The 25,211-nt window shown below is 70.5% G+C and carries 22 protein-coding genes, 1 tRNA gene and 1 other RNA gene; 10 read left to right on the top strand and 14 right to left on the bottom strand.

The genetic code is table 11. From position 1 onward, the window contains the following. Positions 1 to 20: 20 nt before the first annotated feature. From B2W79_RS13290 to B2W79_RS13300, 3 genes are read right to left on the bottom strand one after another with little or no spacing between them, the layout of a single operon-like run. Complete coding sequence (locus B2W79_RS13290; protein WP_292790178.1) at positions 21 to 2,996, bottom strand: bifunctional [glutamine synthetase] adenylyltransferase/[glutamine synthetase]-adenylyl-L-tyrosine phosphorylase; 2,976 nt, start codon at positions 2,994 to 2,996, stop codon at positions 21 to 23. Positions 2,997 to 3,003: 7 nt separating this feature from the next. Beyond that, positions 3,004 to 4,341, bottom strand: coding sequence for a type I glutamate--ammonia ligase (gene glnA / locus B2W79_RS13295; protein ID WP_071329447.1), 1,338 nt, complete (start codon positions 4,339 to 4,341; stop codon positions 3,004 to 3,006). 2 nt (positions 4,342 to 4,343) lie between these two features. Next, positions 4,344 to 4,583, bottom strand: a complete 240-nt coding sequence (locus B2W79_RS13300; RefSeq protein ID WP_025103604.1) for a hypothetical protein — start codon at positions 4,581 to 4,583, stop codon at positions 4,344 to 4,346. Between the two features lie 81 nt (positions 4,584 to 4,664). Here B2W79_RS13300 and ppgK point away from each other — a divergent pair, with 81 nt between their 5' ends. Continuing rightward, a complete protein-coding gene (gene ppgK, locus B2W79_RS13305; RefSeq protein ID WP_136052455.1) occupies positions 4,665 to 5,411 on the top strand; it encodes a polyphosphate--glucose phosphotransferase in 747 nt (248 codons plus the stop codon). Positions 5,412 to 5,485: 74 nt separating this feature from the next. On the opposite strand, the gene rnpB is transcribed toward ppgK, so the two are convergent. The 4 genes from rnpB to B2W79_RS13325 form a co-directional block, all read right to left on the bottom strand. Beyond that, an RNA gene (gene rnpB / locus B2W79_RS13310) (RNase P RNA component class A) lies at positions 5,486 to 5,842 on the bottom strand. Positions 5,843 to 5,866: 24 nt separating this feature from the next. Next, on the bottom strand, positions 5,867 to 7,567 hold the full coding sequence (locus tag B2W79_RS13315; RefSeq protein WP_292790183.1) for a bifunctional 3'-5' exonuclease/DNA polymerase: 1,701 nt from the start codon (positions 7,565 to 7,567) through the stop codon (positions 5,867 to 5,869). A 22-nt stretch (positions 7,568 to 7,589) separates the two neighbouring features. Next, entirely contained in the window at positions 7,590 to 8,327 is a 738-nt protein-coding gene (locus B2W79_RS13320; protein WP_136052457.1) for a zinc ribbon domain-containing protein, read from the bottom strand. A gap of 37 nt (positions 8,328 to 8,364) precedes the next feature. Continuing rightward, entirely contained in the window at positions 8,365 to 8,748 is a 384-nt protein-coding gene (locus B2W79_RS13325) for a YchJ family protein (protein ID WP_292790186.1), read from the bottom strand. A 100-nt stretch (positions 8,749 to 8,848) separates the two neighbouring features. On the opposite strand from B2W79_RS13325, the gene B2W79_RS13330 reads away from it, so the two are divergent. Further along, the gene (locus B2W79_RS13330) at positions 8,849 to 9,688 is read left to right on the top strand and encodes an aldo/keto reductase (protein ID WP_292790188.1); all 840 of its coding nucleotides are present in this window, start codon (positions 8,849 to 8,851) and stop codon (positions 9,686 to 9,688) included. 10 nt (positions 9,689 to 9,698) lie between these two features. Here B2W79_RS13330 and B2W79_RS13335 read toward each other — a convergent pair whose 3' ends face one another. Further along, positions 9,699 to 10,535: a helix-turn-helix transcriptional regulator gene (locus B2W79_RS13335; RefSeq protein WP_292790190.1), complete on the bottom strand. Its 837-nt coding sequence runs from the start codon at positions 10,533 to 10,535 to the stop codon at positions 9,699 to 9,701. Positions 10,536 to 10,635: 100 nt separating this feature from the next. Here B2W79_RS13335 and B2W79_RS13340 point away from each other — a divergent pair, with 100 nt between their 5' ends. Then, positions 10,636 to 11,400 (top strand): SDR family oxidoreductase, encoded by a 765-nt coding sequence (locus B2W79_RS13340; RefSeq protein ID WP_292790192.1) that lies wholly within the window; start codon positions 10,636 to 10,638, stop codon positions 11,398 to 11,400. Positions 11,401 to 11,434: 34 nt separating this feature from the next. On the opposite strand, the gene B2W79_RS13345 is transcribed toward B2W79_RS13340, so the two are convergent. The 3 genes from B2W79_RS13345 to B2W79_RS13355 form a co-directional block, all read right to left on the bottom strand. Beyond that, positions 11,435 to 12,388: an L-lactate dehydrogenase gene (locus B2W79_RS13345; protein ID WP_292790194.1), complete on the bottom strand. Its 954-nt coding sequence runs from the start codon at positions 12,386 to 12,388 to the stop codon at positions 11,435 to 11,437. A gap of 64 nt (positions 12,389 to 12,452) precedes the next feature. Further along, entirely contained in the window at positions 12,453 to 13,340 is an 888-nt protein-coding gene (locus B2W79_RS13350) for a TIGR01777 family oxidoreductase (protein ID WP_292790196.1), read from the bottom strand. A gap of 27 nt (positions 13,341 to 13,367) precedes the next feature. Continuing rightward, positions 13,368 to 13,440: transfer RNA gene (locus B2W79_RS13355), tRNA-Val, on the bottom strand. 153 nt (positions 13,441 to 13,593) lie between these two features. On the opposite strand from B2W79_RS13355, the gene aceE reads away from it, so the two are divergent. The 6 genes from aceE to B2W79_RS13385 all read left to right on the top strand — a co-directional run bounded on the left by aceE (position 13,594) and on the right by B2W79_RS13385 (position 21,213). After that, positions 13,594 to 16,320 (top strand): pyruvate dehydrogenase (acetyl-transferring), homodimeric type, encoded by a 2,727-nt coding sequence (gene aceE / locus B2W79_RS13360; protein WP_292790198.1) that lies wholly within the window; start codon positions 13,594 to 13,596, stop codon positions 16,318 to 16,320. Positions 16,321 to 16,351: 31 nt separating this feature from the next. Then, positions 16,352 to 17,548, top strand: coding sequence for a PucR family transcriptional regulator (locus B2W79_RS13365; RefSeq protein WP_025103615.1), 1,197 nt, complete (start codon positions 16,352 to 16,354; stop codon positions 17,546 to 17,548). Between the two features lie 92 nt (positions 17,549 to 17,640). Continuing rightward, positions 17,641 to 18,561, top strand: coding sequence for an ACP S-malonyltransferase (locus tag B2W79_RS13370; protein WP_071329457.1), 921 nt, complete (start codon positions 17,641 to 17,643; stop codon positions 18,559 to 18,561). Then, positions 18,558 to 19,559, top strand: coding sequence for a beta-ketoacyl-ACP synthase III (locus B2W79_RS13375; protein WP_292790200.1), 1,002 nt, complete (start codon positions 18,558 to 18,560; stop codon positions 19,557 to 19,559). Before B2W79_RS13370 ends, B2W79_RS13375 begins: the two co-directional genes overlap by 4 nt. A gap of 69 nt (positions 19,560 to 19,628) precedes the next feature. Then, entirely contained in the window at positions 19,629 to 19,877 is a 249-nt protein-coding gene (locus B2W79_RS13380; RefSeq protein WP_017202249.1) for an acyl carrier protein, read from the top strand. A gap of 97 nt (positions 19,878 to 19,974) precedes the next feature. Continuing rightward, positions 19,975 to 21,213, top strand: coding sequence for a beta-ketoacyl-[acyl-carrier-protein] synthase family protein (locus tag B2W79_RS13385; RefSeq protein WP_060921840.1), 1,239 nt, complete (start codon positions 19,975 to 19,977; stop codon positions 21,211 to 21,213). A gap of 87 nt (positions 21,214 to 21,300) precedes the next feature. On the opposite strand, the gene B2W79_RS13390 is transcribed toward B2W79_RS13385, so the two are convergent. Further along, positions 21,301 to 21,978, bottom strand: coding sequence for a YczE/YyaS/YitT family protein (locus B2W79_RS13390; protein ID WP_292790209.1), 678 nt, complete (start codon positions 21,976 to 21,978; stop codon positions 21,301 to 21,303). Between the two features lie 95 nt (positions 21,979 to 22,073). On the opposite strand from B2W79_RS13390, the gene B2W79_RS13395 reads away from it, so the two are divergent. Continuing rightward, complete coding sequence (locus B2W79_RS13395; RefSeq protein WP_292790211.1) at positions 22,074 to 23,477, top strand: PLP-dependent aminotransferase family protein; 1,404 nt, start codon at positions 22,074 to 22,076, stop codon at positions 23,475 to 23,477. Positions 23,478 to 23,615: 138 nt separating this feature from the next. On the opposite strand, the gene B2W79_RS13400 is transcribed toward B2W79_RS13395, so the two are convergent. Together B2W79_RS13400 and B2W79_RS13405 are read right to left on the bottom strand one after the other, a co-directional pair. After that, a complete protein-coding gene (locus tag B2W79_RS13400) occupies positions 23,616 to 24,119 on the bottom strand; it encodes a DUF3145 domain-containing protein (protein WP_025103621.1) in 504 nt (167 codons plus the stop codon). Between the two features lie 192 nt (positions 24,120 to 24,311). Continuing rightward, positions 24,312 to 25,085, bottom strand: coding sequence for a hypothetical protein (locus tag B2W79_RS13405; RefSeq protein WP_025103622.1), 774 nt, complete (start codon positions 25,083 to 25,085; stop codon positions 24,312 to 24,314). Positions 25,086 to 25,211 lie beyond the last annotated feature (126 nt).

Raw genomic sequence — 25,211 nt, forward strand, 5'->3', positions numbered from 1 at the left:
CGTGCAACTCGACCGGCCGTCTAGCCGTAGAAGAGCTGCTCGAAGGTCCGTCGCGCGCGCCGCGTGACCGCCAGGTAGTCCTCCTCGAGCGGTGTCGCCGACCGGGGCGGATAGCCCAGCAGACGGGCCAGGGCATCCAGCTGACGGCGGTCGGCAGGCAGGACGTCGCTCGTCTGCCCCGTGAGCAGGGTGATGCCCGAACGGAGACGGCTCGACAGCAGCCAGGCCGCCCGCAAGCGCTCGGCGTCGTCCTCCTCGACGAGCCCGGCCTCGACCGTGGCGTCCAGCGCCCGCAGCGTGGATGTCGTGCGGAGGCCCGGCACGTCGGTCGCGTGCTGAAGCTGGAGGAGCTGCACGAGCCACTCCACGTCGCTGAGTGTCCCCGGCCCGAGCTTGAGATGACGACGCGGGTCCGTGCCCTGCGGCAGCCGCTCCCCCTCCACGCGCGCCTTGATCCGCTTGATCTCCCGGAGACCCTGGAGGTCGACCGTCTCGGGATACCGGATGCTGTCCGCGAGCTCCATGAACCGCCCGATGAGCTTCGTGCTCCCGGCGACACCGCGCGCCCGCAGCAGCGCCTGGGCCTCCCACGACAGCGACCAGCGGCGGTAGTAGGCCGCGTAGGCGTCGAGCGACCGCACGATCGGACCGTTGCGCCCCTCCGGCCGCAGACCCGCGTCGAGGTCGAGAGGCAGGCGATGATCGGTGAGGTGTTCACGGAGTCCCGCCACGATCCTCGTCGCGAGCTTCTCTGCTCGGCCCGGGTCCACGCCGTTCGCGTCGTACACGTACAAGACGTCGGCATCGGACCCGAAGCCGAGCTCGGCACCGCCGAACCTCCCCATGCCGATGACCGCGAAGTCGAGCGCTGCGTCCTCGGGCGGCACGACCTCGCGGAGGACGGCGCGGAGGCCGGCCTGGATCGTCGCATCCGTGATGTCGGTGAGCGCGGTGGCCACCTCCTCGATGGTGACGACGTCGAGGACGGCCGCCATCGCGGTGCGCAGGAGCTCGCGACGCCGCAGGGCCCGCACGGCTCGCAGCGCATCGGCGACCGTCTCATGGCGCGTCTGGATCGCTCGGGCCTCGTCGTCGAGCGCCTGCGCGCTCCGCGGACGCAGCCGCTCAGCGCTGTCCAGCCACGCCACCGACTCCGGGATCCACTCCAGCAGCTCGCCGATGTACCGCGAGGACGACAGCAGTCGGGTGAGGCTCTCCGCGGCGCCGGACGAGTCCCGCAGCATGCGCAGGAACCACGAGGTGTCCCCCAGCCGTTCGCTGATGCGGCGGAACGCGAGGAGACCGTAGTCGGGGTCGCTGCCGTCCGCGAACCAGCGCACCATGACGGGCATGAGATGCCGCTGGATCGTCGCCTTGCGGCTCAGCCCGCGTGTCAGCGCGCCGATATGCCGCAGCGCTCCCGCAGGGTCGCGGAACCCGATCGCGGCGAGCCGGTCGTGAGCCTGCTCCGCGGAGAGGGTGCGCTCCTCCTCGGGCAGTCCGGCCACGGCGCTCAGCAGCGGGCGGTAGAAGAGGCGGGTATGGATGTCGCGCACCTCGCGACGGACGCTCTCCCACCGCGCCCAGACGCCCTCCCCGGTCTCCGCCAGCTTCGTGCTGCGCGCCAGGATGCGCAGGCCGGCCGGCGTCTCGGGCATGAGGTGGGTGCGGCTGAGGTCGCGCAGCTGCAGACGGTGCTCCATGAGCCGCAGCACCCGATAGTCGTCCGCGAAGGTGCCCGCATCCGCCCGACCGATGTAGCCGCCGGCGACCAGGGCGTCCAGGCTCTCCAGCGTGCCACGCGTGCGCAGCGACTCGTCGGTGAGACCGTGGACGAGCTGCAGGAGCTGCACCGTGAACTCGATGTCGCGTAGCCCGCCCGCGCCGAGCTTGAGCTGGTACGGGGCGTCCTCCGGGTCGATGTGCTCCATGACCCGCTCGCGCATGCGCTGGACGCTCTCGACGAACTCCTCCCTGGCGGCACTCGACCACACGCGCGGCTGCACCGCGGCGATGTAGGCGGCGCCCAGGTCGGGATCCCCGGCCAGCGGACGAGCCTTCAACAGAGCCTGGAACTCCCAGCTCTTCGCCCACCGGTCGTAGTACGCGACGTGTGAGGCGAGGGAACGCACGAGCGCGCCCTGCTTGCCTTCCGGGCGCAGCGCCGCGTCGACCTCCCAGAGCGGCGGCTCGACCTCGATGGCGCTGAGGTGGCGCATGGTGTCCCTGGCCAGACGCGTGGCGATGTCGATCGCCTGCGGCTCGGACAGCACCTCCTCGTCCGTGGTGCCGCCGACGAAGATCACATCGACGTCGCTGACGTAGTTGAGCTCCCGCGCGCCGGCCTTCCCCATGCCGATCACGGCCAGCTGGGTGGCAGCGACGGCATCGCGACCGGCGGACGGCGCCTGGCGGGTGCGGGCGATCGCGAGCGAGGCCTCGAGGGCTGCTCCGGCGAGATCCGCGAGGGAAGCGGCGACCGCGGCGACGACTTCTTCGGGGCGCGGGTGACCGAGGTCGAAGGCGGCGATCTCCGCGAGGTTCCGCCGATACGCGACGCGGAGCGCGACGATCGTCCCGTCCTCCGCCGAGTCGGCGAACCCGTCCTGCGCTCCGACCGCAGCGAGGAGCCGATCACGCCACACGTCCGCCGCGGGGAGCACGTCGACCGCTGCCGCCAGCACGTCCAGCTCGTCGGGATGCCGCAGGAAGAACTCCGCCAGTCCCACGGAGGCACCGAAGACGCGCCAGACGCGCCGGCGCGTCTCCTCGTCGCCGACGAGCGCTCGCAGCGGGGACGGGTCTCGTCGAGCGACCCGCAGCATCCCGCGGACCGCCGCATCCGGATCCGCGGCGACGGCCGCCTCGAGCAGCATGGCGCGCGGCACGCCGAGCAGGCTCTCGAGCTCCGCCAGCGCCGCCGCGGCCTCGCTCAGCTCGGCGAATCCGAGCCGGGCGAGGGCCGAGAGAGAGACGGAGGCGTCGGGGCGAGCCATGCCGCGCTCAGAGGAGCTCGAGGTTGTTCTTCAGCTCCAGCGGCGTGACCTGGCCGCGGTACGCCTCCCACTCCTTGCGCTTGTTGAGCAGCACGTAGTTGAACACCTGCTCCCCCAGCGTCTCCGCGACGAGCTCGGAGGCTTCCATGTACTCCAGGGCGTGGTCGAGGCTGGCAGGAAGCGCGGAATACCCCAGCGCCCGGCGCTCGGCGTCGCTGAGCGCCCAGACGTTGTCCTCCGCCTCCGGCGGGAGCTCGTACCCCTCCTCGATGCCCTTGAGACCGGCGGCGAGCATGAGCGCGTAGGCCAGGTAGGGGTTCGCCGCGGAATCGAGCGCGCGGTACTCGACGCGCGACGATTGCCCCTTGTTGGGCTTGTACATCGGGACGCGGACCAGGGCGGAGCGGTTGTTGTGGCCCCACGTGATGAAGCTCGGCGCCTCGTCGCCGCCCCAGAGCCTCTTGTACGAGTTCACGAACTGGTTCGTCACGGCGGAGATCTCGTTGGCGTGCTTGAGCAGACCCGCGATGAAGTGACGTCCGGTCTTGGAGAGCTGGTACTTCGCACCCTCCTCGTAGAAGGCGTTCTGATCGCCCTCGAACAGCGACATGTGCGTGTGCATGCCGCTGCCGGGCTGGCCGCTGAGCGGCTTCGGCATGAACGTGGCGTACACGCCCTGCTCGATCGCGACCTCCTTGATGACCGTGCGGAAGGTCATCACGTTGTCCGCGGTGGTGAGGGCGTCGGCGTAGCGCAGGTCGATCTCGTTCTGGCCGGGGCCGCCTTCGTGGTGGCTGAACTCCACGGAGATGCCGAGGTCTTCCAGCATGCGGACCGAACGGCGACGGAAGTCGTGCGCCGTGCCCCCGGGCACGTTGTCGAAGTAGCCGGCGGAGTCGACGGGGACGGGTCCCTCAGGACCGAACGACGACGACTTGAGCAGGTAGAACTCGATCTCCGGGTGCGTGTAGAACGTGAAGCCCGCATCGGCGGCCTTCGCGAGCGTCCGCTTCAGTACGTGACGGGGATCGGCCACCGCGGGCTGTCCGTCCGGCGTGGTGAGATCGCAGAACATGCGGGCGGTCGGGTCGATCTCCCCGCGCCACGGCAGCGTCTGGAAGGTCGTCGGGTCGGGCTGGGCGAGCAGATCGGACTCGTACGTGCGGGTCAGCCCCTCGATCGCGGAGCCGTCGAACCCGATGCCCTCGGCGAAGGCGCCCTCGACCTCGGCCGGCGCGATGGCGACGGACTTGAGCGTGCCGATCACGTCGGTGAACCACAGGCGCACGAACTTGACGCCGCGCTCCTCGATCGTCCGGAGGACGAAGTCCCTCTGCTTGTCCATGGCTACTCTGCGCCCTGGCCCTTCTCCGCACCGAAGCCACTGGACGGCTTCGCGTCCCAGCCCTGCTCCGCGGCCTCTTCCTCGGCCCAGGCGCGCGACCGCTCCTTGAGCACCTCGGGGGCACGGCGCGCCTCGGCCTCGGTGTCGAACGGACCGATGCGATCGATGGACGGCGACAGCATGCCGAACTCGACCTCGCCCGTGACGGAGTTGTACCAGTACTTGTGATCGCCGTCGGTCATGGCTGCTCCTTCTTCCCGCGAGCGGTTGGGGTGATGTCATCGATCCTACTGGCGTGCACCGTGGTCGCTAAGCTATCGGCCATGGCAAAAGCGATCGGCGTCGACATCGGCGGCACGGGCATCAAAGCGGGAATCGTCGACCTCGAGCACGGCACCATGGCCTCGGATCGGGTGCGCGTGCCCACTCCGGCCGGTGCGGCACCGGAAGACGTCCTCGTCGCAGTGCAGACCGTCCTGAAGACGCTCGACGTGCATGAGTCGACCCTGCCGCTCGGCGTGGCGTTCCCCGCGATCGTCAAGCGCGGCAAGACGCTCTCCGCGGCCAACGTCTCGAAGGAGTGGATCGACTTCGACGCCGAGCGCTTCTTCCGCGACGGCCTCGGCCGCAACATCGTCTTCGTGAACGACGCCGACGCCGCCGGCGTCGCGGAGGCACGCCACGGAGCCGCCCGCGATGTGCTCGGCTTCACGCTCCTGACCACGCTCGGCACCGGGATCGGCTCCGCGTTCCTGTACGACGGCGTGCTGCTGCCGAACACGGAGCTCGGCCACCTGAACTTCCGCGAGTACGAGTCCGTCGAGACCTATGCGGCTACCTCGGCACGCGAGCGCGAGGGCCTGAGCTGGGCGGAATGGGCCGAGCGCCTGCAGGCGTTCTACTCGCACATCGAGTTCCTGTTCAGCCCCGACCTGTTCGTGGTCGGGGGCGGTGTGTCGAAGAACGCGGGCGACTTCCTTCCCCTGCTCGATCTGAAGACGCCGATCGTCCCGGCGATCCACCGCAACAACTCGGGCATCATCGGCGCAGCCTCGCTCGCCGGCGACTGACCCTTCGACAGGCTCAGCGACCCAACGGGGAAGGCCCCGATGACGGGAGTCATCGGGGCCTTCGGCGTTCGAGGCGAATGGGCCGACCTGTACGCCGGGTTCTGTTCCGGGGTTCTTCGCCCCTTCGACGGCCATCTCTCTCGGCGACACGTTGCCGTGCCGCTCCAGCGGTCTACCCGAGGACTCGGCGGGCCGCGTCATCATCCTCTGTCTGACCTTGCTCCGGGCGAGGTTTACCTGGCGGGCCGTGTCACCACGGCCCCCGGTGGTCTCTTACACCACCCTTTCACCCTTACCCCTCGCGGGGCGGTCTGCTCTCTGTGGCACTGTCTCGCGGATCACTCCGGGTGGGTGTTACCCACCGCCCTGCCCTGTGGAGCCCGGACGTTCCTCGGTGCGGTTGCCCGCCACGCGACCGTCCAGTCGACCCATTCGCTCCTCCAGTCTACGGGGCCTCACTTCTCTGCGGAGTCCGCGATGCGCAGGTCGAGCGGAACGTCGATCGGGAAGGTGCCGAACAGGCGGGTGGTGGCGACGGCAGCGGCATCGCGCACCGCCTCGGCCGCAGCCTCCGCGTGCTCCTGCGGCGTGTGCAGGATGACCTCGTCGTGCAGGAAGAACGCCAGGTGCGGCTCCCGGGCGAACGGCCCCGATGCCTCGGCGGCACCGAAGACCTCGGGGAGCTGTGCCAGACGGTGACGGATCTCGGCGAGCCAGATGAGCGACCACTCCGCCGCGGTGCCTTGGACGACGAAGTTCCGGGTGAAGCGCCCCCACTCCCGCGCGCGGCGGCGGGCGAGGGAGACGACGGCGGGGTCGGCGTCGGCGCCCGTGGCATCGGCCTGCAGCCGCATCCACTCCGTGGACGGACGCGGCGAGGAGCGACCGAGCCAGGTCGAGACGATGCCGCCGTCCTCCCCGACACGCGCCGCGTCGTCGACGAGCGCCATGGCGCGGGGATAGACCTTCCGCAGCCGGGGAACGAGTCGCCCGCTGTCGCCGCTGGTGGCGCCGTACATCGCACCAAGCACCGCGTACTTCGCCTCCTCGCGGGTCGCGACGGCACCCGACGCGACGACCCCCGCGTAGAGGTCCCCGCCGCGCGCCGCGGCTGCCATCGCCTCGTCGGCCGCCATGGCCGCGAGCATCCGCGGCTCGAGCTGGGCGACGTCCGCCACGACGAGGGCCCAGCCCGGATCCGCGCGTACCGCTGGGCGGAGGTTGCGCGGCAGCTGGAGGGCACCGCCGCCGGCCGACGCCCACCGTCCGGTCACGACGCCCCCGGGGATGTACACCGGGCGGAAACGACCGTCCTGCACCCACTCCGACAGCCAGGTCCAGCCGTTCGCGCTGAGCAGTCGAGACAGCTTCTTGTAGGCGAGGAGCGGTTCGATCACGGGGTGATCGTGCGCGGACAGCTCCCACTTGCTCGTCGACTCCACCGACACCCCCACGCGGTGCAGCGCCCGCAGCAGCTTCGGCTGGCTGTCCAGGTGCAGCGTGGGGTCGTCGAGCAGGGCCCGCACCTCGTCGCCGCGCTCCACCATCCGTCGAGGCAGCCCGCCCGATGCGGGACGAGCCCCCAAGGTCTCGGTGAGGATCGCATCGTGCACCCCGGCGTCCCACGGGAGCCCCGCGACGCGCATCTCCTCCGCGATCAGCCCGCCGGCCGACTCGGCGGCGCACAGCAGCGTCAGGCGCCCGTCCGCCGCCTCCGCCATCACGGTCCGCTGCGCGCGGTACTGCTCGAGTGCCGCGGCGATCGCGTCCTCACCGGACTCCTCGTCGAGGACCTCGAACAGGGAGGGGGTGGTGTCGACCGGGTCGCGGCGCTCCCACGCCGCGGCGGGTGCCAGCGGCGTGGACACCATGGCCGTGTCGCGCAGGATCGCGTGGCAGAGCACGAGATCATGGCTGCGTGTGATCCTCACGCCTTCGGTCAGGAGCAGCGCGTAGATCTCGGCCGCGCTGCGGATGATCCACCGCGGGGCGTCGGCGGCTTCGACCGCGGCCACCCAGTCGGCGAGTTCCGCTCCGGGTAGGAGCGTGCGCTGCTGCTCCTCGTCGTGTTCGTCCAGCTCGATCGCGGCGTACTCCCCCGCACCGAGGCCGACCAGCGCGAGGCGTCGCTCCGGGCCCGAGGCCGGCGCCGTCACGGGCGGTGCAGGCCGGATGCGCTCATGAAGAGAGTCCCGACTCCTCGGTGCGCACGAGGATGCAGCCGCACTCGGGGCACGAGACGACCTCGTCCTCGGGCGCGCGACGGATCTCGTTGAGATCGGTGCCGGGGAGCATCATGCGGCAGCCTTCGCAGGTCCCGCGGGTGAGGAGCGCCGCTCCGGCGCTGTTCGCGGCGCGGCGATCGTACTCCGCGAGAAGAGGCGCGGGAACGGTGGCGGCGACCGCCTCCCGGTCGCGGGCCAGCTGGGCGCCGAGCTCGGTCGCCGCAGCGACGTCGGCCTTGCCCTGCGCGGTGAGGGCACTCCCCTCCGCGGTCGTCGCATCCAGCAGCGCCTGCTGCGCGGCCACGGCGGCGTCGGCTTCCTCGACCCGGCCCATGACGTCGAGCTCCGCATCCTCCAGGTCGCTCAGACGCTTGGCGAGGCTGGCGAGCTCGTGCTCCAGAGCCTGCGCCTCCTTCGGGTTCGTGGCCGCCGCGAGGCGCTGGGCGTCGCGGTCGCGCCGCTGCTCGGCCAGCGCGACGTCGGACTCCAGCCGCGAGAGCTCGGTGCGGGCGTCGTCCCTGGCGCCGGTCAGGACGGTGAGCTCGCGGAGCTGCTCCTGACGGATGGCGACGAGCTCGGCGATCCGGCCCGCCTGGCTCGGCTGCGTGCGGGCACGCTCCGCCTGCGCAATGCGCCGGTCGAGGTCCGCGATGTCGAGCAGGGTGCGCTGGTTCTCCGGGGTGGCGTTCACGCTCTCAAATCTAGTCGCTGCCAGGCCGAGCGCTGTATCACCGGATGTCGCCGTCCACGTAGAACCACGTCCGGTCCTCACGGACGAAGCGGCTGCGCTCGTGCAGCGATCCGCGCGTGCCGCCCTGCCGCCAGAACGCCTCGAACTCGACCACGCCCTCCGTGTCGAAGGGGCCGCCCGCCACGCGGTCCACGATCAGCAGGCGTCGCCACTCCAGGTCGTGCTCGAAGGTGATCCTCTCCGGTCGCGTGTCCGGGTACCAGGTGCGGAGCAGGTACGCCCCGTCTTCCCGCACGAACGCGGTGTACCGGGAGCGCATCAGCCGCTCGGCAGTCGGGGCAGGAGCGCCGTCGAGGAGGGGCCCGCAGCACGCGGCGAAGGCGTCCCCCGAAGCGCAGGGGCAGCGGAAGAACGCCGTCATGAGGTCGCGACGATCAGGATCATGCCTGCCAGCATCGCGCGGAGGGCCGTGCGGCGCCAACTCGCCCTACGCTGGAAGCACGCCAACGCCAGGAGCATCGATGACCGCTGTCCCCACCTTCCGCGCCCACAACGGCTTCGCCTTGCCGGCACTCGGTCTCGGCACGTACCGGCTGAACGGCGACGCCGGAGCCGACGCGGTCGCCCAGGCCCTCCGTGCGGGCTACCGCCTCGTGGACTCGGCGTTCAACTATGAGAACGAGGGCTCCGTCGGGCGCGGCGTCGCGGCCTCCGGCGTCCCCCGCTCCGAGGTCATCGTGACGACGAAGCTCCCCGGACGGCACCATGCCCACGCGACGGCGACCGCCAGCATCGAGGAGAGCCGCTCCCGCCTCGGCCTCGACGCGACCGATCTGCACCTCATCCACTGGCCGAACCCGAGCCAGGACGAGTACGTCGAGGCGTGGGAGGCGCTCGTGGACGCCCAGGCGCGGGGCGTCGTCCGCCAGATCGGCGTCTCGAACTTCCTCCCCGAGCATCTCGAGCGCATCGAACGGGAGACCGGGGTCCGGCCGGTCGTGAACCAGATCGAGGTGCACCCGTACTTCCCGCAGGAGGAGCAGCTGGCCTACCACCGGGAGCACGGCATCCTCACCGAGGCCTGGAGCCCGCTGGGGCGTGCGCAGGCCCTCCTCGACGAGGCCGTCGTCCGCGAGGTGGCCGCCGCTCACGACATCACGACCGCGCAGACCGTCCTCGCCTGGCACGTGGCCAGGGAGACGGTCGCGATCCCGAAGGCGTCGTCCGCGGATCACCAGGCGGCGAACCTCGCGGCCGCCGCCGTCGTGCTCGACGACGCGGAGGTCGCCGCGATCACCGCACTCGGACGCGCGGACGGGCGCCTGTTCGACGGCGATCCCGCCGTGCACGAGGAGTCCTGAGCGCGAGGGCTCAGACGCTCTGCGTGCCGAGCACGCGCAGGAACTCCAGCTTCCCGGCGGCCTCGCTCCCGGGTTGCGCTGTGAGAACGATGAGCGCCTGCGACTCGTCCTCGGTGAACAGCGCCTGGCAGTCCACCTCGATCTCCCCCAGCTCCGGATGGACGATCACCTTGTGCTGCTCGAAGCGACGGGCGACCTCGTGGGCCGCCCAGAGCCGCACGAACTCGGGGCTCCGCTCCGACAGATCCGCCACGATCTCCCCCGCCCGTGACCGCGCTCCCATGGTGCCGTACGCTGCACGCAACGCCGCCACCAGCGCCCGTGACTGCCGGGGGTGATCGACCTCCCGATATCGCCGCCGTTCCTCCTCCGGTCGCGCGAACCAGCGATGGATGCCGCTCCGGTCGAGTCCGGTCAGCCCGCTCGCGTCCCCGATCAGCGCCCGGGAGGCGTCGTTCTGCACCAGCACCTCGTCGAGTGCCGAGACCACGAACGCCGGGGTGTCGTGCAGACGGTCGAGCACGCGGAGGATGCCGGGACGGACGTAGTCGGTGATCACCGCCCGATCGGGAGCGCTGAGTCCGCTGAGGCGATAGAGGTAGTCGCGCTCGTCCGAGGACAGCCGCAGCGCACGGGCGAGGGCGGCGAGGATCTGGGCGCTCGGATGCGGGCCCCGGCGCTGCTCGAGACGCGTGTAGTAGTCCGTCGACATGGTCGCCAGCTGCGCGACCTCCTCCCGCCGCAGTCCCGCCGTCCGTCGACGCGGCCCCTCAGGCAGACCCACATCGGCGGGACGGAGCGCCTCCCGACGGCGCAGGAGGAAGTCGGCCAGGGCATCGCGATCCATCCGTGCAGTATCCCCCGGACACGGGACGGGATCCAGGGACCGCCGATCCCCCGATCAGCCGTCTCTGGAACGGCGCCGGTGCAGCACCGAGGCTGGGGTCATGGACATCACCGGAAACACCATCTTCATCCCCGGCGCGACGAGCGGGATCGGCCTGGCGCTGGCCCTCCGACTGCAGGAGCGCGGCAACACCGTGATCGTCGGCGGACGCCGAGAGGACCGGCTGGCCGCGATCACCGCCGCGCATCCCGCGCTCCACACCGTCCGCGTCGACACCGCGGACCCGGCGAGCATCAGCGAGGCCGCGGCCGCGGTCCTCGCCGCGCATCCGACTCTGAACGTGCTGATCACGATGGCGGGCATCATGCGCACGGAGGACTGGACCACGCAGGCCGGCTTCCTGTCCACCGCGGAGGAGACCGTCACGACGAACATCCTCGGCCCGATCCGTCTCATCGCCGCCTTCATCGAGCACCTGCGGGCCCAGCCCGCCGCGACCATCATGACCGTCTCCTCCGGTCTCGCCTTCGCACCCCTGAAGGTCACGCCCACGTACAACGCGAGCAAGGCGGCGATCCACATGCTCAGCGAGTCGCTGCGGCTGCAGCTCACCGGCACGACCGTCGCCGTGCAGGAGCTCGAACCGCCCGCCGTGCGCACGGACCTCATGCCCGGGCATGCGGAGAACGAGGCCGCTCTGCCGCTGGACGCGTTCATCGACGAGGTCATGACGCTCATCGAGACCCAGCCGGACGCGACCGAGATCCAGGTCGAGCGGGTGAAGTTCCTCCGCTACGGCGAGGCGCGCGGCGACTACGACGACGTCGTCGTGATGCTCAACCGCACCGATCCGCACGGCCGGTGAACCCCGGTGGGGCGGACCGCCGCCCCACCAGCCGTCACTCCTGCAGGGATGCGGCGACCGCGGTGAGCGCGTCGGCGGACTGCCGCAGCAGGTCGAGCTCGCGATCCGAGAACGCCGTCGTGCGGATCGGCACGGCCCCGGCGGCGCTGACGATGGACGGCACGGACAGGGCGACGCCGTCGATCCCGTGGAAGTCGCGGAGAACCGTGCTCACGGGCATCACCGCGTGCTCGTCTCGGAGGATCGCTTCGACGATGCGCGCGCTGGAGAGCCCGATCGCGTAGTTCGTGGCGCCCTTCCCCTGGATCACCTTGTAGGCGGCGTCCCGGACGTCGACGGCGATCTCGTCCAGCTCCTCCAGGGTGAAGCGCGGGTGCTCCGGGGTCTCCCAGTCGAGGATCGGGACCGTGCCGATCGTCGCCCGCGACCAGAGCGGGAACTCGGTGTCGCCGTGCTCCCCGATGATATGGGCGTGCACGCTGGCCGTGGACACGCCCGCCCGCTCCCCCAGCTTCCAGCGCAGCCGGGAGGTGTCGAGGACCGTTCCGGAGGCGAAGATGCGCTCCGGGGGCAGGCCCGTCTCCTGCTGAGCGATGACGGTGAGCACGTCGCACGGGTTCGTGACGATGACATAGACCGCGTTCGGCGCGACGGACAGCAGCTCCGGCATCATGCGCCGGATGATGCCGGCGTTCACGCCGGCGAGCTCGGTGCGCGTCTGCCCCGGGTTCTGCTTCGCTCCCGCGGTGATGACCACGACGTGGGAACCGGCCGCCACCGAGATATCGCTGCCGCCGATGATGTCGCTGCTGCCGGTGAACTGCGTGCCGTGCGCGAGGTCGAGTACCTCCGCCTCGACCTTCTCCGTCGCGATGTCGTACAGGGCGACGTGGCGGGCCGATCCCCGGATCAGAGCCGCATAGGCCACGCTCGATCCGACGCTTCCGGCGCCGACGACGGTGAGCTTCGAGTTCTCGATGATCTCCATGCGCCCATCCTGACAGCGCGAGCGCTGCGACGGCAGGGGTCTCGCCGGGAGAATCGCGGGCTCGTCAGATCGCGGCGGCGACCGCTTCGGCTGCTGTGGAATGGGTGAATCGGAAGCCGGACTGCTGCAGCGCCTCGGGGCGCACGTCGGCGTCCGGGAGCAGCAACGAGTCGGCGGCATCGCCGAGGGCGAGGCGCAGGGCCCGCCGGGGAGCGGGCAGCCAGAACGGCCGGTGCATCCGCTGCGCGAGCGCGCGACCGATGTCGTTCGCGGACGCCCGGGTCGGCCCGGTGAGGTTGACGGGTCCCGCGAGCTTCTCTTCGAGGACATGGCGGATGCCACGCACCTCGTCGTCCAACGAGATCCACGGCCAGATCTGCGTACCCGGCCCCAGCGGGCCGGCGACGCCGAGCTTCGTCAGCGTGATCATGGGCCGCAGCACACCCCGGCGGTGGATCACCGGTGCCGTCCGCAGCAGGGCGACCCGCGTGTGGTCCTCCGCTCGTCGCGCTGCCGTCTCCCAGCGCACGGTGAGGTCGGCCAGGAAGGTACTCCCCGGGCCGGAGTGCTCGGTGAGCACCTCGCCGGGCGCCGATCCGTAGTAGCCCACGGCGGAAGCGGAGAGGAAGGCGGGCGCGTCGGTACGCAGGGCGCGCAGAGCGGTGGTGAGCGTGTTCGTCGCGTCGAGCCGTGATTCGACGAGCTGGCGGCGGTACCCACGCGTCCACGGCAGCCGGCCGACGCTCGCACCCCCGAGGGCGACGACGGCCTCCGCCCCGGCGAGTGCGTCGGGATCCAGGGACGCCTCACCCGGAGCCCACTCGATCTCGCCCTCCGCCTGCGGGGGACGTCGCACGAGGGTGGTCACCTCGATGCCGTCCGCCCGCAGAGAGGCGGCGAGAGCGGAACCGATGAGGCCTGATGCCCCGCTGATGACGATGCGTCGCGTCATTGCGCTCCCCGCTGCAAACGTTACGGGTGGGCCCTGCCGGGATCGAACCGACGACATCCACGGTGTAAACGTGGCGCTCTACCAGCTGAGCTAAAGGCCCTGGTGCGCTCAGTCTATCCGGGTGCGGATGCGCACCCGTGTCGTGGAAGAGGGATAGGCTGAGGTCGGCGCGCGTTGTGCACGGCCGACAAGGCTGCCCGTGTCGCTTCCCGTTTCCTTGGCATGACCTGCCAGCTTGACGAAAGGTTCCCCCGTGACCGTCCACGACCAGGATCCGTACTCTCAGGGCCCCCTCGACAGCGATCCGGAAGAGACCGGTGAGTGGCAGCAGTCGCTCGACGAGCTGGTGGACGCCAAGGGCCACGGCCGCGGGCGCGAGATCATGCTCAGCCTGCTCAAGCGCTCCAAGGAACTGCACCTGAACGTGCCGATGGTTCCGACCACCGACTACATCAACACCATCGCCCCGGAGAACGAGCCCGAGTTCCCCGGTGACGAGGAGATCGAGCGGCGTTACCGCGCCTGGATCCGCTGGAACGCCGCCGTCACGGTGCACCGTGCCCAGCGCCCCGGCATCGGCGTCGGCGGTCACATCTCCACCTACGCCTCCTCGGCGGCGCTGTACGAGGTGGGCTTCAACCACTTCTTCAAGGGGGCGGACCACCCCGGTGGCGCCGACCAGATCTTCATCCAGGGTCACGCCTCCCCCGGCACCTACGCACGCTCCTTCCTCGAGGGGCGCCTCACGGAGGACCAGCTCGACGGCTTCCGCCAGGAGAAGTCGCATGCGCCGAACGGCATCCCGTCGTACCCGCACCCGCGCCTCATGCCGGAGTACTGGCAGTTCCCGACGGTGTCGATGGGTCTCGGCCCGATCAACGCCATCTACCAGGCGATGTCGAACAAGTACCTCGAGAACCGCGGCATCAAGGACACCTCGCAGTCGCACGTCTGGGCGTTCCTCGGCGACGGCGAGATGGACGAGGTCGAGAGCCGCGGACAGCTCCAGGTCGCGGCGAACGAGGGCCTCGACAACCTCACCTTCGTCGTGAACTGCAACCTGCAGCGTCTCGACGGCCCGGTGCGCGGCAACGGCAAGATCGTCCAGGAGCTGGAGTCGTTCTTCCGCGGCGCCGGCTGGAACGTCATCAAGGTGGTCTGGGGCCGCGAGTGGGACGACCTGCTCGCCCGTGACACCGAGGGCGCACTGCTCAACCTCATGAACGTCACGCCCGACGGCGACTACCAGACGTACAAGGCCGAGTCCGGCGCCTACATCCGCGAGCACTTCTTCGGCCGCGACGAGCGCGCCGCCGCGCTCGTCAAGGACTACTCCGACGACGACATCTGGAACCTCAAGCGGGGTGGCCACGACTACCGCAAGGTCTACGCCGCGTTCAAGGCCGCGACCGAGCACAAGGGCAAGCCGACCGTCATCCTCGCGAAGACCGTCAAGGGCTACGGGCTCGGCCCGCAGTTCGAGGGCCGCAACGCGACCCACCAGATGAAGAAGATGACGCTGGACAACCTCAAGACGTTCCGCGACGCGATGCACATCCCGATCACGGACGCGCAGCTCGAGGAGAACCCGTACCTGCCCCCGTACTACAACCCGGGACCGCAGGACGAGACGATCCAGTACATGCTCGAGCGCCGCAAGGCCCTCGGCGGCTTCCTCCCGGAGCGCCGTTCGACGCACGTCGGCCTCTCCCTCCCCGAGGAGAACGCGTATGCGCTGCCGAAGAAGGGCTCCGGCACGCAGGAGATCGCCACGACCATGGCGTTCGTCCGCCTCCTGAAGGACCTGCTGCGCTCGAAGGAGTTCGGCCACCGCATCGTGCCGATCATCCCCGACGAGGCGCGCACGTTCGGCATGGACGCGTACTTCCCGACGGCGAAGATCTACAACCCCAACGGCCAGCACTACACGTCGGTCGACCGGGAGCTGCTGCTCGCCTACAAGGAGAGCCCGCAGGGCCAGATCGTCCACGTCGGCATCAATGAGGCCGGCGCCCTTGCGGCGTTCACCGCCGCGGGTACGTCCTACGCGACGCACGGCGAGCCGCTGATCCCGATCTACATCTTCTACTCGATGTTCGGGTTCCAGCGCACTGGCGACGCCCAGTGGGCCGCCGGCGACCAGATGGCCCGCGGCTTCATCATCGGCGCCACCGCCGGCCGCACGACCCTCACGGGTGAAGGCCTCCAGCACGCCGACGGGCACTCGCACCTGCTCTCCTCGACCAACCCGGCGACGGTCTCCTACGACCCCGCGTACGGCTACGAGATCGCGCACATCATGCGTTCCGGTCTCGAGCGGATGTACGGCGGTCAGCACGAAGACCCGAACGTCATGTACTACCTCACGGTGTACAACGAGCCGATGGTGCAGCCCGCGGAGCCTGCCGACGTGGATGTGGACGGCATCGTCCGCGGCATCCACCGCGTCGCCGTCGGCGAGGGCGACGGCCCCCGCGCGCAGCTCTTCGCCTCCGGCGTGGGTCTGCCGTGGGCACTCGAGGCCCAGGAGCTGCTGAAGAAGGACTGGGGCGTCGTCGCCGACGTGTGGTCGGTCACCTCGTGGACCGAGCTGCGCCGCGACGGCCTCGCCGCCGACGAGCACAACTTCCTCCACCCGGAGCAGGAGCCGCGCACCGCGTACCTCACGCAGAAGCTCCAGGGCGCCGAAGGTCCCGTCGTCGCAGTGAGCGACTTCATGCACGCCGTGCAGGACCAGATCCGCCCGTGGGTCCCGAACCCCTTCGCCACCCTCGGTGCCGACGGCTTCGGCTTCTCGGACACCCGTGCCGCGGCCCGCCGCTTCTTCAAGATCGACGGCCCGTCGATCGTCGTGCGCACCCTGCAGGCACTGGCCGAGGAGGGCAAGGTCGACCGCGGCCTCTCCGCTCAGGCCATCGAGAAGTACCGCCTGCACGACGTGAACGCCGGCACGAGCGGCAACGCAGGCGGCGAAAGCTGAGCCCTCGGTGACACCCACCTCCGCCGCCGGCATGGACAAGGCCGCCACGCTCACCTGGCTGCGCCGGATCTCCGGCGACATCGCCACGGTGACCATCAAGCGGCTGGAGGACACCCTCCCCTGGTACGCCGACATGCCACCAGCCCGCCGCTCCGCGGTCGGGCTGGTGGCGCAGGCGGGCATCACGTCGTTCATCCAGTGGTACGACGACCCGACGTCCACCCCGTGGATCGCCGCGGACATCTTCGCCGCCGCTCCCCGTGAGCTGCTGCGCAGCGTGAGTCTGCAGCAGACGCTCCAGCTCATCCGCGTCACCGTCGAGGTGACCGAGGAGCGGGTGGCGGGCAAGGGCGAGCACCTCCGCGAAGCCATCCTGCTCTACTCGCGGGATGTGGCGTTCGCCGCCGCCGACGTCTACGCCCGCGCCGCCGAGGCCCGCGGTCTGTGGGACGCGCGGCTCGAGGCGCTCGTCGTCGACTCGATCCTCACGGGCGAGGCCGACGAGGAGCTGCCCAGCCGGATCGCCGCGCTCGGGTGGCACGGCCATGGAGAGGTCGCGGTCCTGGTCGGCACCACACCCCCGCAGTTCGACGTCGACCTCGTGCGTCGGACGGCGCGCAAGCTCGCGGTCGACGTCCTCATCGGCGTGCAGGGCTCGCGCCTCGTGCTCGTGCTCGGACGCGCGCGCGTCGAGGGCCAGGAGGGCGAGGACGAGGAGCTCGGGTTCCAGGAGATCGCGGCCCGTCTGGAGCCGTCCTTCGGCCCGGGGTTCGTCGTGCTGGGGCCGGCGGTGGCCGCCCTCGTCGATGCCAGCCAGAGCGCGCGTGCAGCGCTGGCCGGATTCGCGGTGGCCCGCGCGTGGCGGAGCGCACCGCGGCCCGTCGAAGCCGACGACCTGCTTCCGGAGCGCGCCCTCGCCGGCGACCCTCTCGCGAAGCAGACCCTCATCGAGCGCATCTACCGCCCGCTGCAGGCGCACTCGACCGACCTCGTCACGACGCTCTGGAGCTATCTCGACAACGGCCGGTCCCTCGAGGCGACGGCCCGCGAGCTCTTCGTGCATCCGAACACCGTCCGCTACCGCCTCAAGCGGGTGAGCGAGGTCATCGGGTGGGACGCGACCGGACCCCGCGAGGCCCTCATCCTGCAGACCGCGCTCATCCTCGGCTCCATCGGGGCGGCCGAGCAGGTGCGTCGCCGTCCGCCGCTCCGTCGCCCTCCGCGCTGAGCCGCGCGATCTGTGCGCCACACACAAGGGTTTCACGCAATCTTGTGATGGATCATCCACCGTTCTGCCGCGATCGTTGGCAGACTGGGTGGGTGATTGTCGTCGTCTGCCCTGGACAGGGCTCGCAGACCCCCGGATTCCTCGCCCCCTGGCTCGAGCTCGACGGAGTGGAAGAGCGTCTCGCCGCCTACTCCGAGGCCGCACAGCTCGATCTCCGCGCGCACGGCACCGAGTCGGACGCGGACACCATCCGTGACACCCGCGTCGCCCAACCGCTGATCGTGGCCGCCTCCCTCGTGGCCGGTGATGCCCTCGTGGCCGCCGCCGGTCGCCGCGCGGATGGCATCGCCGGGCACTCCGTCGGGGAGATCGCGGCGCTCGTCGGCAGCGGCGTGCTGGACGCCGAGACGGGCATGCGCCTCGTCGGCATCCGCGGGAGGGCGATGGCCGATGCCGCCGCCCAGACCCCGACGGGGATGAGCGCGGTGCTCGGCGGCGATGAGGAGGCTCTCCTCGCCCGACTCGCCGAGCTCGGCCTCGCGCCGGCGAACTTCAACGGCGGCGGGCAGATCGTCGTCGCCGGTCCCCTTCCGGCCCTGGCGGCTCTCGCCGAGGAGCCAGTCAAGGGCACGCGCGTGGTGCCGCTCCAGGTCGCCGGCGCATTCCACACCGACTACATGGCCTCCGCCGTCTCGACCCTCCGCGACGCGGTCGCCGATGTGCAGCCGGGCGACCCCGAGATCACGCTCTGGACCAACCGCGACGGCTCGGTCGTGACCGACGGCAGGACGGCGCTCGACTACCTCGTCGACCAAGTCTCCTCCCCCGTCCGGTGGGACCTCTGCATGGCTTCGTTCGCCGACGCCGGCGTGACCGGCGTGATCGAGCTCGCCCCCGCGGGCGCCCTCGTCGGTCTCGCCAAGCGCGGCCTGCGCGGCGTGCCGACGGTCGCCGTGAAGACCCCCGAAGACCTCGAAGCCGCCGTCGCGCTGCTGAACGGAGAAGCCGCATGACCGCCTCCCTCGCCCAGATCGCCGGGCCCGCCTACACCCGCATCTACGCGTTCGGCGCGGCTCGCGGCGAGAACGCGGTGCCCAACGAAGACCTCATCGGGCCGATCGACTCCAGCGATGAGTGGATCCGTCAGCGCACCGGCATCATCACGCGGGCGCGGGCCGACAAGGACACCGACGCCATCGACCTCGCGACCGCGGCGGCAGCCGAGGCCATCGAGAAGTCGGGCGTCCCGGCCGACCAGGTCGACCTCGTGATCGTCGCGACCATCAGCAACCCGAAGCAGACGCCGTCCGTCTCCGCGATCGTCGCGGACCGCGTCGGGGCCAACCCGGCCGCGGCCTACGACATCAACGCGGCCTGTGCGGGCTACGCCTACGCCGTGGCGCAGGCCGACGCGCTCATCAAGGCGGGTGCGGCCCGCCACGCGCTCGTGATCGGTACGGAGAAGCTCTCCGATGTCGTCGACCCGACCGACCGCAGCATCTCCTTCCTCCTCGGCGACGGCGCCGGCGCCGCGCTCATCGGCCCCAGCGAGACGCCGGGCATCGCCCCCGCTGTGTGGGGCAGCGACGGCTCGAAAGCAGACGCCGTGGGCATGAACGCCACCCTCACGGATTTCCGCGACGGCGTCGTGCCGTGGCCGACGCTCCGCCAGGAGGGCCCGACGGTCTTCCGCTGGGCCGTCTGGGAGATGGCGAAGGTCGCACGTGAGGCGCTGGAGAAGGCCGGGATCGAGGCCTCCGACCTCGCCGCCTTCATCCCGCACCAGGCCAACATGCGCATCATCGACGAGTTCGCCAAGCAGCTCGGCCTGCCGGAGACCACCGTCATCGCCCGCGACATCGAGACCACCGGCAACACGTCGGCCGCCTCGATCCCCCTCGCCAGCCACCGCCTCATGGCCGAGCACCCGGAGCTCTCCGGCGGACTCGCCCTGCAGATCGGCTTCGGCGCCGGCCTCGTCTTCGCAGCCCAGGTCGTCGTCCTTCCCTGAAGACGCGTCGACCTTCCCTAGACTGTTCCACGGTTCCGAATACAACCCGCAAGAAAGAGGAAGACCACCATGGCTTTCACCAACGATGAGGTCCTCGCCGGCCTCGCAGAGCTGATCACCGACGAGACCGGCATCAACGCCAGCGAGGTCGCCCTGGAGAAGTCGTTCACGGACGACCTCGACATCGACTCGATCTCGATGATGACGATCGTCGTCAACGCCGAGGAGAAGTTCGGCGTCACCATCCCCGACGACGAGGTCAAGAACCTGAAGACCGTCGGCGACGCCGTCAACTTCATCGTCGCGGGCCAGGAGTAATCCCGGAAGGATGCCACCCTCGCCCCGGGTGAGGAGTGGCATCCTCCGTCCCTGCCCATCCCCCGCACGACCTCGTTTCGACAAGGAACCACACCTCATGACCAAGCGCATCGTCGTCACCGGCATCGGCGCCACCTCCGCCATCGGCGGGACGGCCCCGGAGAACTGGGACAACCTTCTCGCCGGTGCCTCCGGCGCCCGCACGATCGAGCACGACTGGGTGCAGGAGTACGACCTGCCCGTCACGTTCGCCGCCTCCGCGAGCGTCCGTCCGGAAGAGGTGCTGCCCCGCCACGAGGCGAAGCGTCTCGACCCGTCTTCACAGTTCGCCCTCATCGCGGCCCGTGAGGCCTGGGCGGACGCGGGCTCGCCCGAGGTCGCTCCCGAGCGCCTCGGCGTCGACTTCGCGACCGGGATCGGCGGCCTCTGGACGCTGCTCGACGCCTGGGACACGCTGCGCGAGAAGGGCCCCCGCCGGGTCATGCCGCTGACCGTGCCGATGCTGATGCCGAATGCGGCCGCCGGCAACCTGTCGCTGCAGTTCGAGGCCCGCGCCTACGCACAGACGGTCGTCAGTGCCTGCGCCTCCAGCACCGAGTCGATCATCCACGCCTTCCACCACCTGCAGGAGGGCCTGGCCGACGTCGTCATCGCCGGCGGCACGGAGTCGGCGATCCACCCGATCACCATGGCCGCGTTCGCCTCCGCGCAGGCGCTGTCGCGTCGCAACGACGACCCTGCCCACGCCTCCCGACCCGGCGCGATCGACCGCGACGGCTTCGTGATGGGCGAGGGCGCAGCGGCCCTCATCCTCGAGACAGAGGAGCACGCCAAGGCCCGCGGCGCGAAGATCTACGGCTACGTCCTCGGCGGTGGAGTGACCGCCGACGCCTACCACATCACCGGCAACGACCCCGAGGGCAAGGGGGCGGCCCGTGCCGTCGTCCAGGCACTCGAGGAGGCCGGCATCACCCCCGACCAGGTGACGCACATCAACGCCCACGCGACCTCGACGCCGGTCGGCGACCCCAACGAGTACGTCGCGCTGAAGAACGTCTTCGGCGACCGGATCGATGAGATCCCGGTGTCGGCGACCAAGGCGTCCACCGGACACCTCCTGGGCGGGACCGGCGCGCTGGAGGCGATCTTCTCGCTCCTCGCGCTGCGGGACCGCGTGGCCCCGCCGACGATCAACATGACCGAGCCGGACCCGGAGGTGCCGTTCCGTCTGTCTGGAGAGGCGGCTCCGCTCGGCGACGGCCCGCAGATCGCCATCAGCAACTCGTTCGGCTTCGGCGGACACAACGCCGTGCTCGTGCTCGGCGGCGTCGACTGACCGCTTCCGCATCCGCGACGAAGGCCCCCGGGATCATCTTCCCGGGGGCCTTCGTCATGCGCAGTCCGCTCTCACCCTTCGACAGGCTCAGGGACCCAGGTGCGCGCTCGCCCGGACGGCGAGGAGCTGCGAACGCTGCCGACGGCGGCGCTCGATCCGCGGGAGGAACCAGCCGATCAACGGACCGACGCCGAACGCGAACAGCACGGTGCCGACGCCCACCGGACCGCCGAGGAGGAAGCCGACGAGCAGCACGGAGCCTTCGATGACCGTCCGCGCCAGCCAGACCGGCCACCGGGTCACCCGGACGAGCCCCGTCATGAGTCCGTCGCGCGGTCCGGGGCCGAAGTCCGCCGCGATGTAGAGACCGGTGGCGAATGCCAGCAGCACGAGTCCGAACACGAACATGGGGGCCCCGACCCACACGGACGGCGGAGCAGGCAGCACGAGGAGCGTGAGATCGGCGAACGGGCCGATGAGCAGCGCGTTGAGCAAGGTGCCGAGGCCCACCCGTTGACGGAGCGGGATCCACAGCAGCAGGACGATGATCGAGATCAGCACCGTGACGACCCCGTACCCGAGTCCCGTCCAGCGTGCGACACCCAGCGACAGGACGTCCCAGGGCGCGACGCCGATGCCGCCGCGCACCATGAAGCCGAGCGCGACGCCGTAGAGGAAGAGCCCGCCCACGAGCTGCGCCAGCCGCTCGACCAGGTCTCGACGGCTGGTCGCGGTGAAGGGCAGGAAGACGGCACGGAAGAGCATCTCCCCATCGTGGCCCGCGCGAAGGCGTGACGAGGCCGACCACTGAGCGAAAAGTGGCCTGCACATGGAAGGCCACTTTGCGGCAGGCTGGACGCATGGCCTCCCGTCTCGTCACCCAGCTCGGCACCCAGGACATCGATGACGCCTCGGCCTCGGGCCTGGCCGACCGCATCAGGGCCCTCATCCTCGACGGACGCCTCACGGTCGGCGAGAGACTGCCGAGCGAACGGGCACTCGCCCTCGAACTCAGGCGATCACGCTCGACCGTCACCCGCACCTACGGCGTTCTGGAGGCCGGCGGCTACGTGTCCCGGCATCATGGCGGAAGCACCAGAGTGACCCTCCCGCACGGCCCGTCGGCCGCCGCCCTCGACGCGGACGACGAGGCGATCGACCTGTCGATCGCCTCGATGGACTCGACCCCCGGCCTGTACGACGCGACCGTGCGGTCCCTCCCCCGGCTCGCGGCCCTGCGCGGGACGAGCGGCTATTCGCTGCAGGGCCTTCCCGAGTTGCGCGATGCCGTGGCCCGCCGATTCACCGAGCGCGGCGCGGTGACCTCGGCGGACGAGATCATGATCACCTCCGGCGCCCTCAACGCCGTCAACCTCATCCTCACGGCGCTCGGCCGCCGGGGCGAACGCGCCCTCGTGGAGCAGCCGACCTTCCCGCACGCGCTCGAGGCTCTGCACCGGCACGGCTACCGGCTGCTCCCGACGCCGGTCGACACCGACGGCTGGGACGCCCGGCACCTCACCGACACCCTGCTGTCCGCACGCCCGCACGTCGCGTACCTCATCCCCGACTTCCACAACCCCACCGGAGCGACGCTGCCGCAGGAGGAGCGGTCTCGGATCGCGACGACGGCCCGCAACACCGGCACGCACCTGATCGTCGACGAGACGACGGCAGAGCTCGACATCGACCGGGGACGGGCACCGGCGCCGATGGCGGCCGAGGGCCCGAACGTGATCACGGTGGGATCGATGTCGAAGATCGCGTGGGGAGGCCTGCGCATCGGCTGGATCCGCGCCGAGCGCTCGGTCATCGCCCGGCTCCTGGCCGTCCGACCCTCGTTCGAGCTCGGCACGGCCCTCCTCGAGCAGTGCATCGCCGTGGAGCTGCTCGACGACGTCCCCGCGCTCACCCATCACGTGCGGCGCCGCCTGAGCGCCGGGCGGAACGCGGTGGCCGCGGCGATCGCCGAGATCCCGGGGATGCGGATGCCGGAGACGCCCGGCGGCCTCTCCGCCTGGATCGATCTCGGCGCCCCGTTGTCGACCACGCTCTCCCTCGCTGCACGCGAGCGGGGACTCATCCTCCCGCCCGGGCCGCGCTTCACCACCGGCGGAGTGTTGGAGCGGCGACTCCGGGTTCCCATCACGCTCCCGCCCGAGCGCGCGGCGGAGGCGATGACGCGTCTGGCGCAGGCCTGGGCGGACGTGCGCGGCGGTGGTGTGAACGCGGTCGACGACCTCGCGCACGCGGCCGTGATCTGATCTGCGCAGACGAAGACCCCGCCCGGTCGCCCGGGGCGGGGTCTTCGTCGAGCGGAGCGGGGATTCGTCTTCTCAGCGTCCGGGATCAGTCACCGGCATCCGATACTCACGCCTCAGCGCTCCCGGTATCGGGGTCGGTCAGCCGACCTTGTGGAGCCAGACGACGCGCGCGTCGTCGCTGGCGTGACGGAAGGGCTCCAGCTCCTCGTCCCAGGCGGACCCCAGGGCGATGTCGAGCTCGCGCTGCAGCTCGACGGCGTTGCCCGCGGCGATCTCCATCGCGTAGCGGATGCGATCCTCTCCGATGACGATGTTGCCGGCGGCATCGGTCTGGGCGTAGTGGATGCCGAGGTCGGGCGTGTGCAGCCACCGACCGCCGTCGCTGCGGGGCGTCGGGTCTTCGGTCACCTCGAACCGGAGGTGCTCCCAGCCCCGGATCGCGGTCGCGAGGGCAGCACCGGTACCGACGGGACCATCCCAGTAGAACTCGGCGCGGCGTGCGCCGGTCAGCACAGGCTGCTCGGTCCAGTCGAAGTTCACCGCACGCCCGATAGCGCGACCCACCGCCCATTCCAGGTGCGGGCAGAGCGCGCGAGGCGCCGAGTGGATGAACACCACTCCGCGTGCGTAAGCCGTCGCCATGATCTCTCCGTTTCATCAGGTGCGTCTTCCCCTACGACCTGAACCACGAAGTGGCGAGAGTATGCGGTTGTGCGCCCATTCTCGCCGAGTTCCCGCGAAATCACAAGCATGTGATTCGACGACGAAGGCCCCGGTCCGTGGACCGGGGCCTTCGGGCGCTTCGATGAGCTCAGCGACCCAGTATGGGGACGCTCAGGCCTCGCTCATGGCCTGCTTGACCTGCTGGCCCTTCGCGGCGTAGTAGGCCGCGCGAGCGGCATCCTTGCGGGCCTGCTCGGCGTAGCCGAACTCGAGCACGTCCTGCGGGACCTCGACGTTCGGGACGTCGTCGGTGCCGTGGTACTTCTCGATGTAGGCGTCGAGCTCGGGACCGGAGGTCCACGAGGTGATGAGGCAGTAGCGCGGGTCGGTGCCGTTGTGGGTGGCCGCGTGCCACAGACGCTGGGTGTCGACGATGAGCTGCGCACCGGCCGGCAGGGCGATGCGGTACTCGATGCTGGGGTCCGTGCGGTTCTCACGCAGGACGAAGTAGCTGTCCTTGTCGTCCGTCAGGTTGAAGAACCCGCGCACGACCCAGCCGGTGCCGTCCGGGTTCAGGCGGTTGTTGTCGTCCTGGTGGAGGTTGTAGAGGCAGTCGCCGTAGGGGGTCGGCTGCAGCTCGATGACGCGGCAGCGCCCGACGTTCGCGCCCGGCTCCTGCGCACGGCGCGTGAGGTTCGGTGCCTTGGCGGTCTGCTCGTCGATCCAGACGCCGTCCTTGTCGGTGCGCGGCGGCTTGTGGTTCCAGAAGCCGTTGCACTCGATGTCGCCGAAGGCGCTGGCGAGGGGTGCGAACCGGGTGTCGCCCGAGGACTTCCAGTCGACGTACTCGATGTCGAGCCACTCCTTGGGGTCGGCCTCCTGGTCGTAGCTGTCGAGGACGACGAAGCCCTTCTCCTCCAGCGCTGCGGACTTGATGTATCCCATGATCGAGTCATGTTCCTTTCATCGGGGGCCAGCACGTTTTAACAGGCCCTGATAAGGCAAGGCTAACAGCGGGACCTGGCGCTCCCCCGGAGGGTCGCCGTGGATAAGCGAATAGACTGGGCGGGG

Source organism: Microbacterium sp. UBA7513, from assembly GCF_002478345.1.
GTDB lineage: Bacteria > Actinomycetota > Actinomycetes > Actinomycetales > Microbacteriaceae > Microbacterium.

Excerpts from the sequence above, each read along its gene's own strand:
- B2W79_RS13290 (WP_292790178.1), bottom strand. The coding sequence starts at position 2,996 with ATGGCTCGCCCCGACGCCTCCGTCTCTCTCTCGGCCCTCGCCCGGCTC.
- glnA (WP_071329447.1), bottom strand. The coding sequence starts at position 4,341 with ATGGACAAGCAGAGGGACTTCGTCCTCCGGACGATCGAGGAGCGCGGC.
- B2W79_RS13300 (WP_025103604.1), bottom strand. The coding sequence starts at position 4,583 with ATGACCGACGGCGATCACAAGTACTGGTACAACTCCGTCACGGGCGAG.
- ppgK (WP_136052455.1), top strand. The coding sequence starts at position 4,665 with ATGGCAAAAGCGATCGGCGTCGACATCGGCGGCACGGGCATCAAAGCG.
- B2W79_RS13325 (WP_292790186.1), bottom strand. The coding sequence starts at position 8,748 with ATGACGGCGTTCTTCCGCTGCCCCTGCGCTTCGGGGGACGCCTTCGCC.
- B2W79_RS13330 (WP_292790188.1), top strand. The coding sequence starts at position 8,849 with ATGACCGCTGTCCCCACCTTCCGCGCCCACAACGGCTTCGCCTTGCCG.
- B2W79_RS13335 (WP_292790190.1), bottom strand. The coding sequence starts at position 10,535 with ATGGATCGCGATGCCCTGGCCGACTTCCTCCTGCGCCGTCGGGAGGCG.
- B2W79_RS13340 (WP_292790192.1), top strand. The coding sequence starts at position 10,636 with ATGGACATCACCGGAAACACCATCTTCATCCCCGGCGCGACGAGCGGG.
- B2W79_RS13345 (WP_292790194.1), bottom strand. The coding sequence starts at position 12,388 with ATGGAGATCATCGAGAACTCGAAGCTCACCGTCGTCGGCGCCGGAAGC.
- B2W79_RS13350 (WP_292790196.1), bottom strand. The coding sequence starts at position 13,340 with ATGACGCGACGCATCGTCATCAGCGGGGCATCAGGCCTCATCGGTTCC.
- B2W79_RS13365 (WP_025103615.1), top strand. The coding sequence starts at position 16,352 with ATGGACAAGGCCGCCACGCTCACCTGGCTGCGCCGGATCTCCGGCGAC.
- B2W79_RS13375 (WP_292790200.1), top strand. The coding sequence starts at position 18,558 with ATGACCGCCTCCCTCGCCCAGATCGCCGGGCCCGCCTACACCCGCATC.
- B2W79_RS13380 (WP_017202249.1), top strand. The coding sequence starts at position 19,629 with ATGGCTTTCACCAACGATGAGGTCCTCGCCGGCCTCGCAGAGCTGATC.
- B2W79_RS13385 (WP_060921840.1), top strand. The coding sequence starts at position 19,975 with ATGACCAAGCGCATCGTCGTCACCGGCATCGGCGCCACCTCCGCCATC.
- B2W79_RS13390 (WP_292790209.1), bottom strand. The coding sequence starts at position 21,978 with ATGCTCTTCCGTGCCGTCTTCCTGCCCTTCACCGCGACCAGCCGTCGA.
- B2W79_RS13395 (WP_292790211.1), top strand. The coding sequence starts at position 22,074 with ATGGCCTCCCGTCTCGTCACCCAGCTCGGCACCCAGGACATCGATGAC.
- B2W79_RS13400 (WP_025103621.1), bottom strand. The coding sequence starts at position 24,119 with ATGGCGACGGCTTACGCACGCGGAGTGGTGTTCATCCACTCGGCGCCT.
- B2W79_RS13405 (WP_025103622.1), bottom strand. The coding sequence starts at position 25,085 with ATGGGATACATCAAGTCCGCAGCGCTGGAGGAGAAGGGCTTCGTCGTC.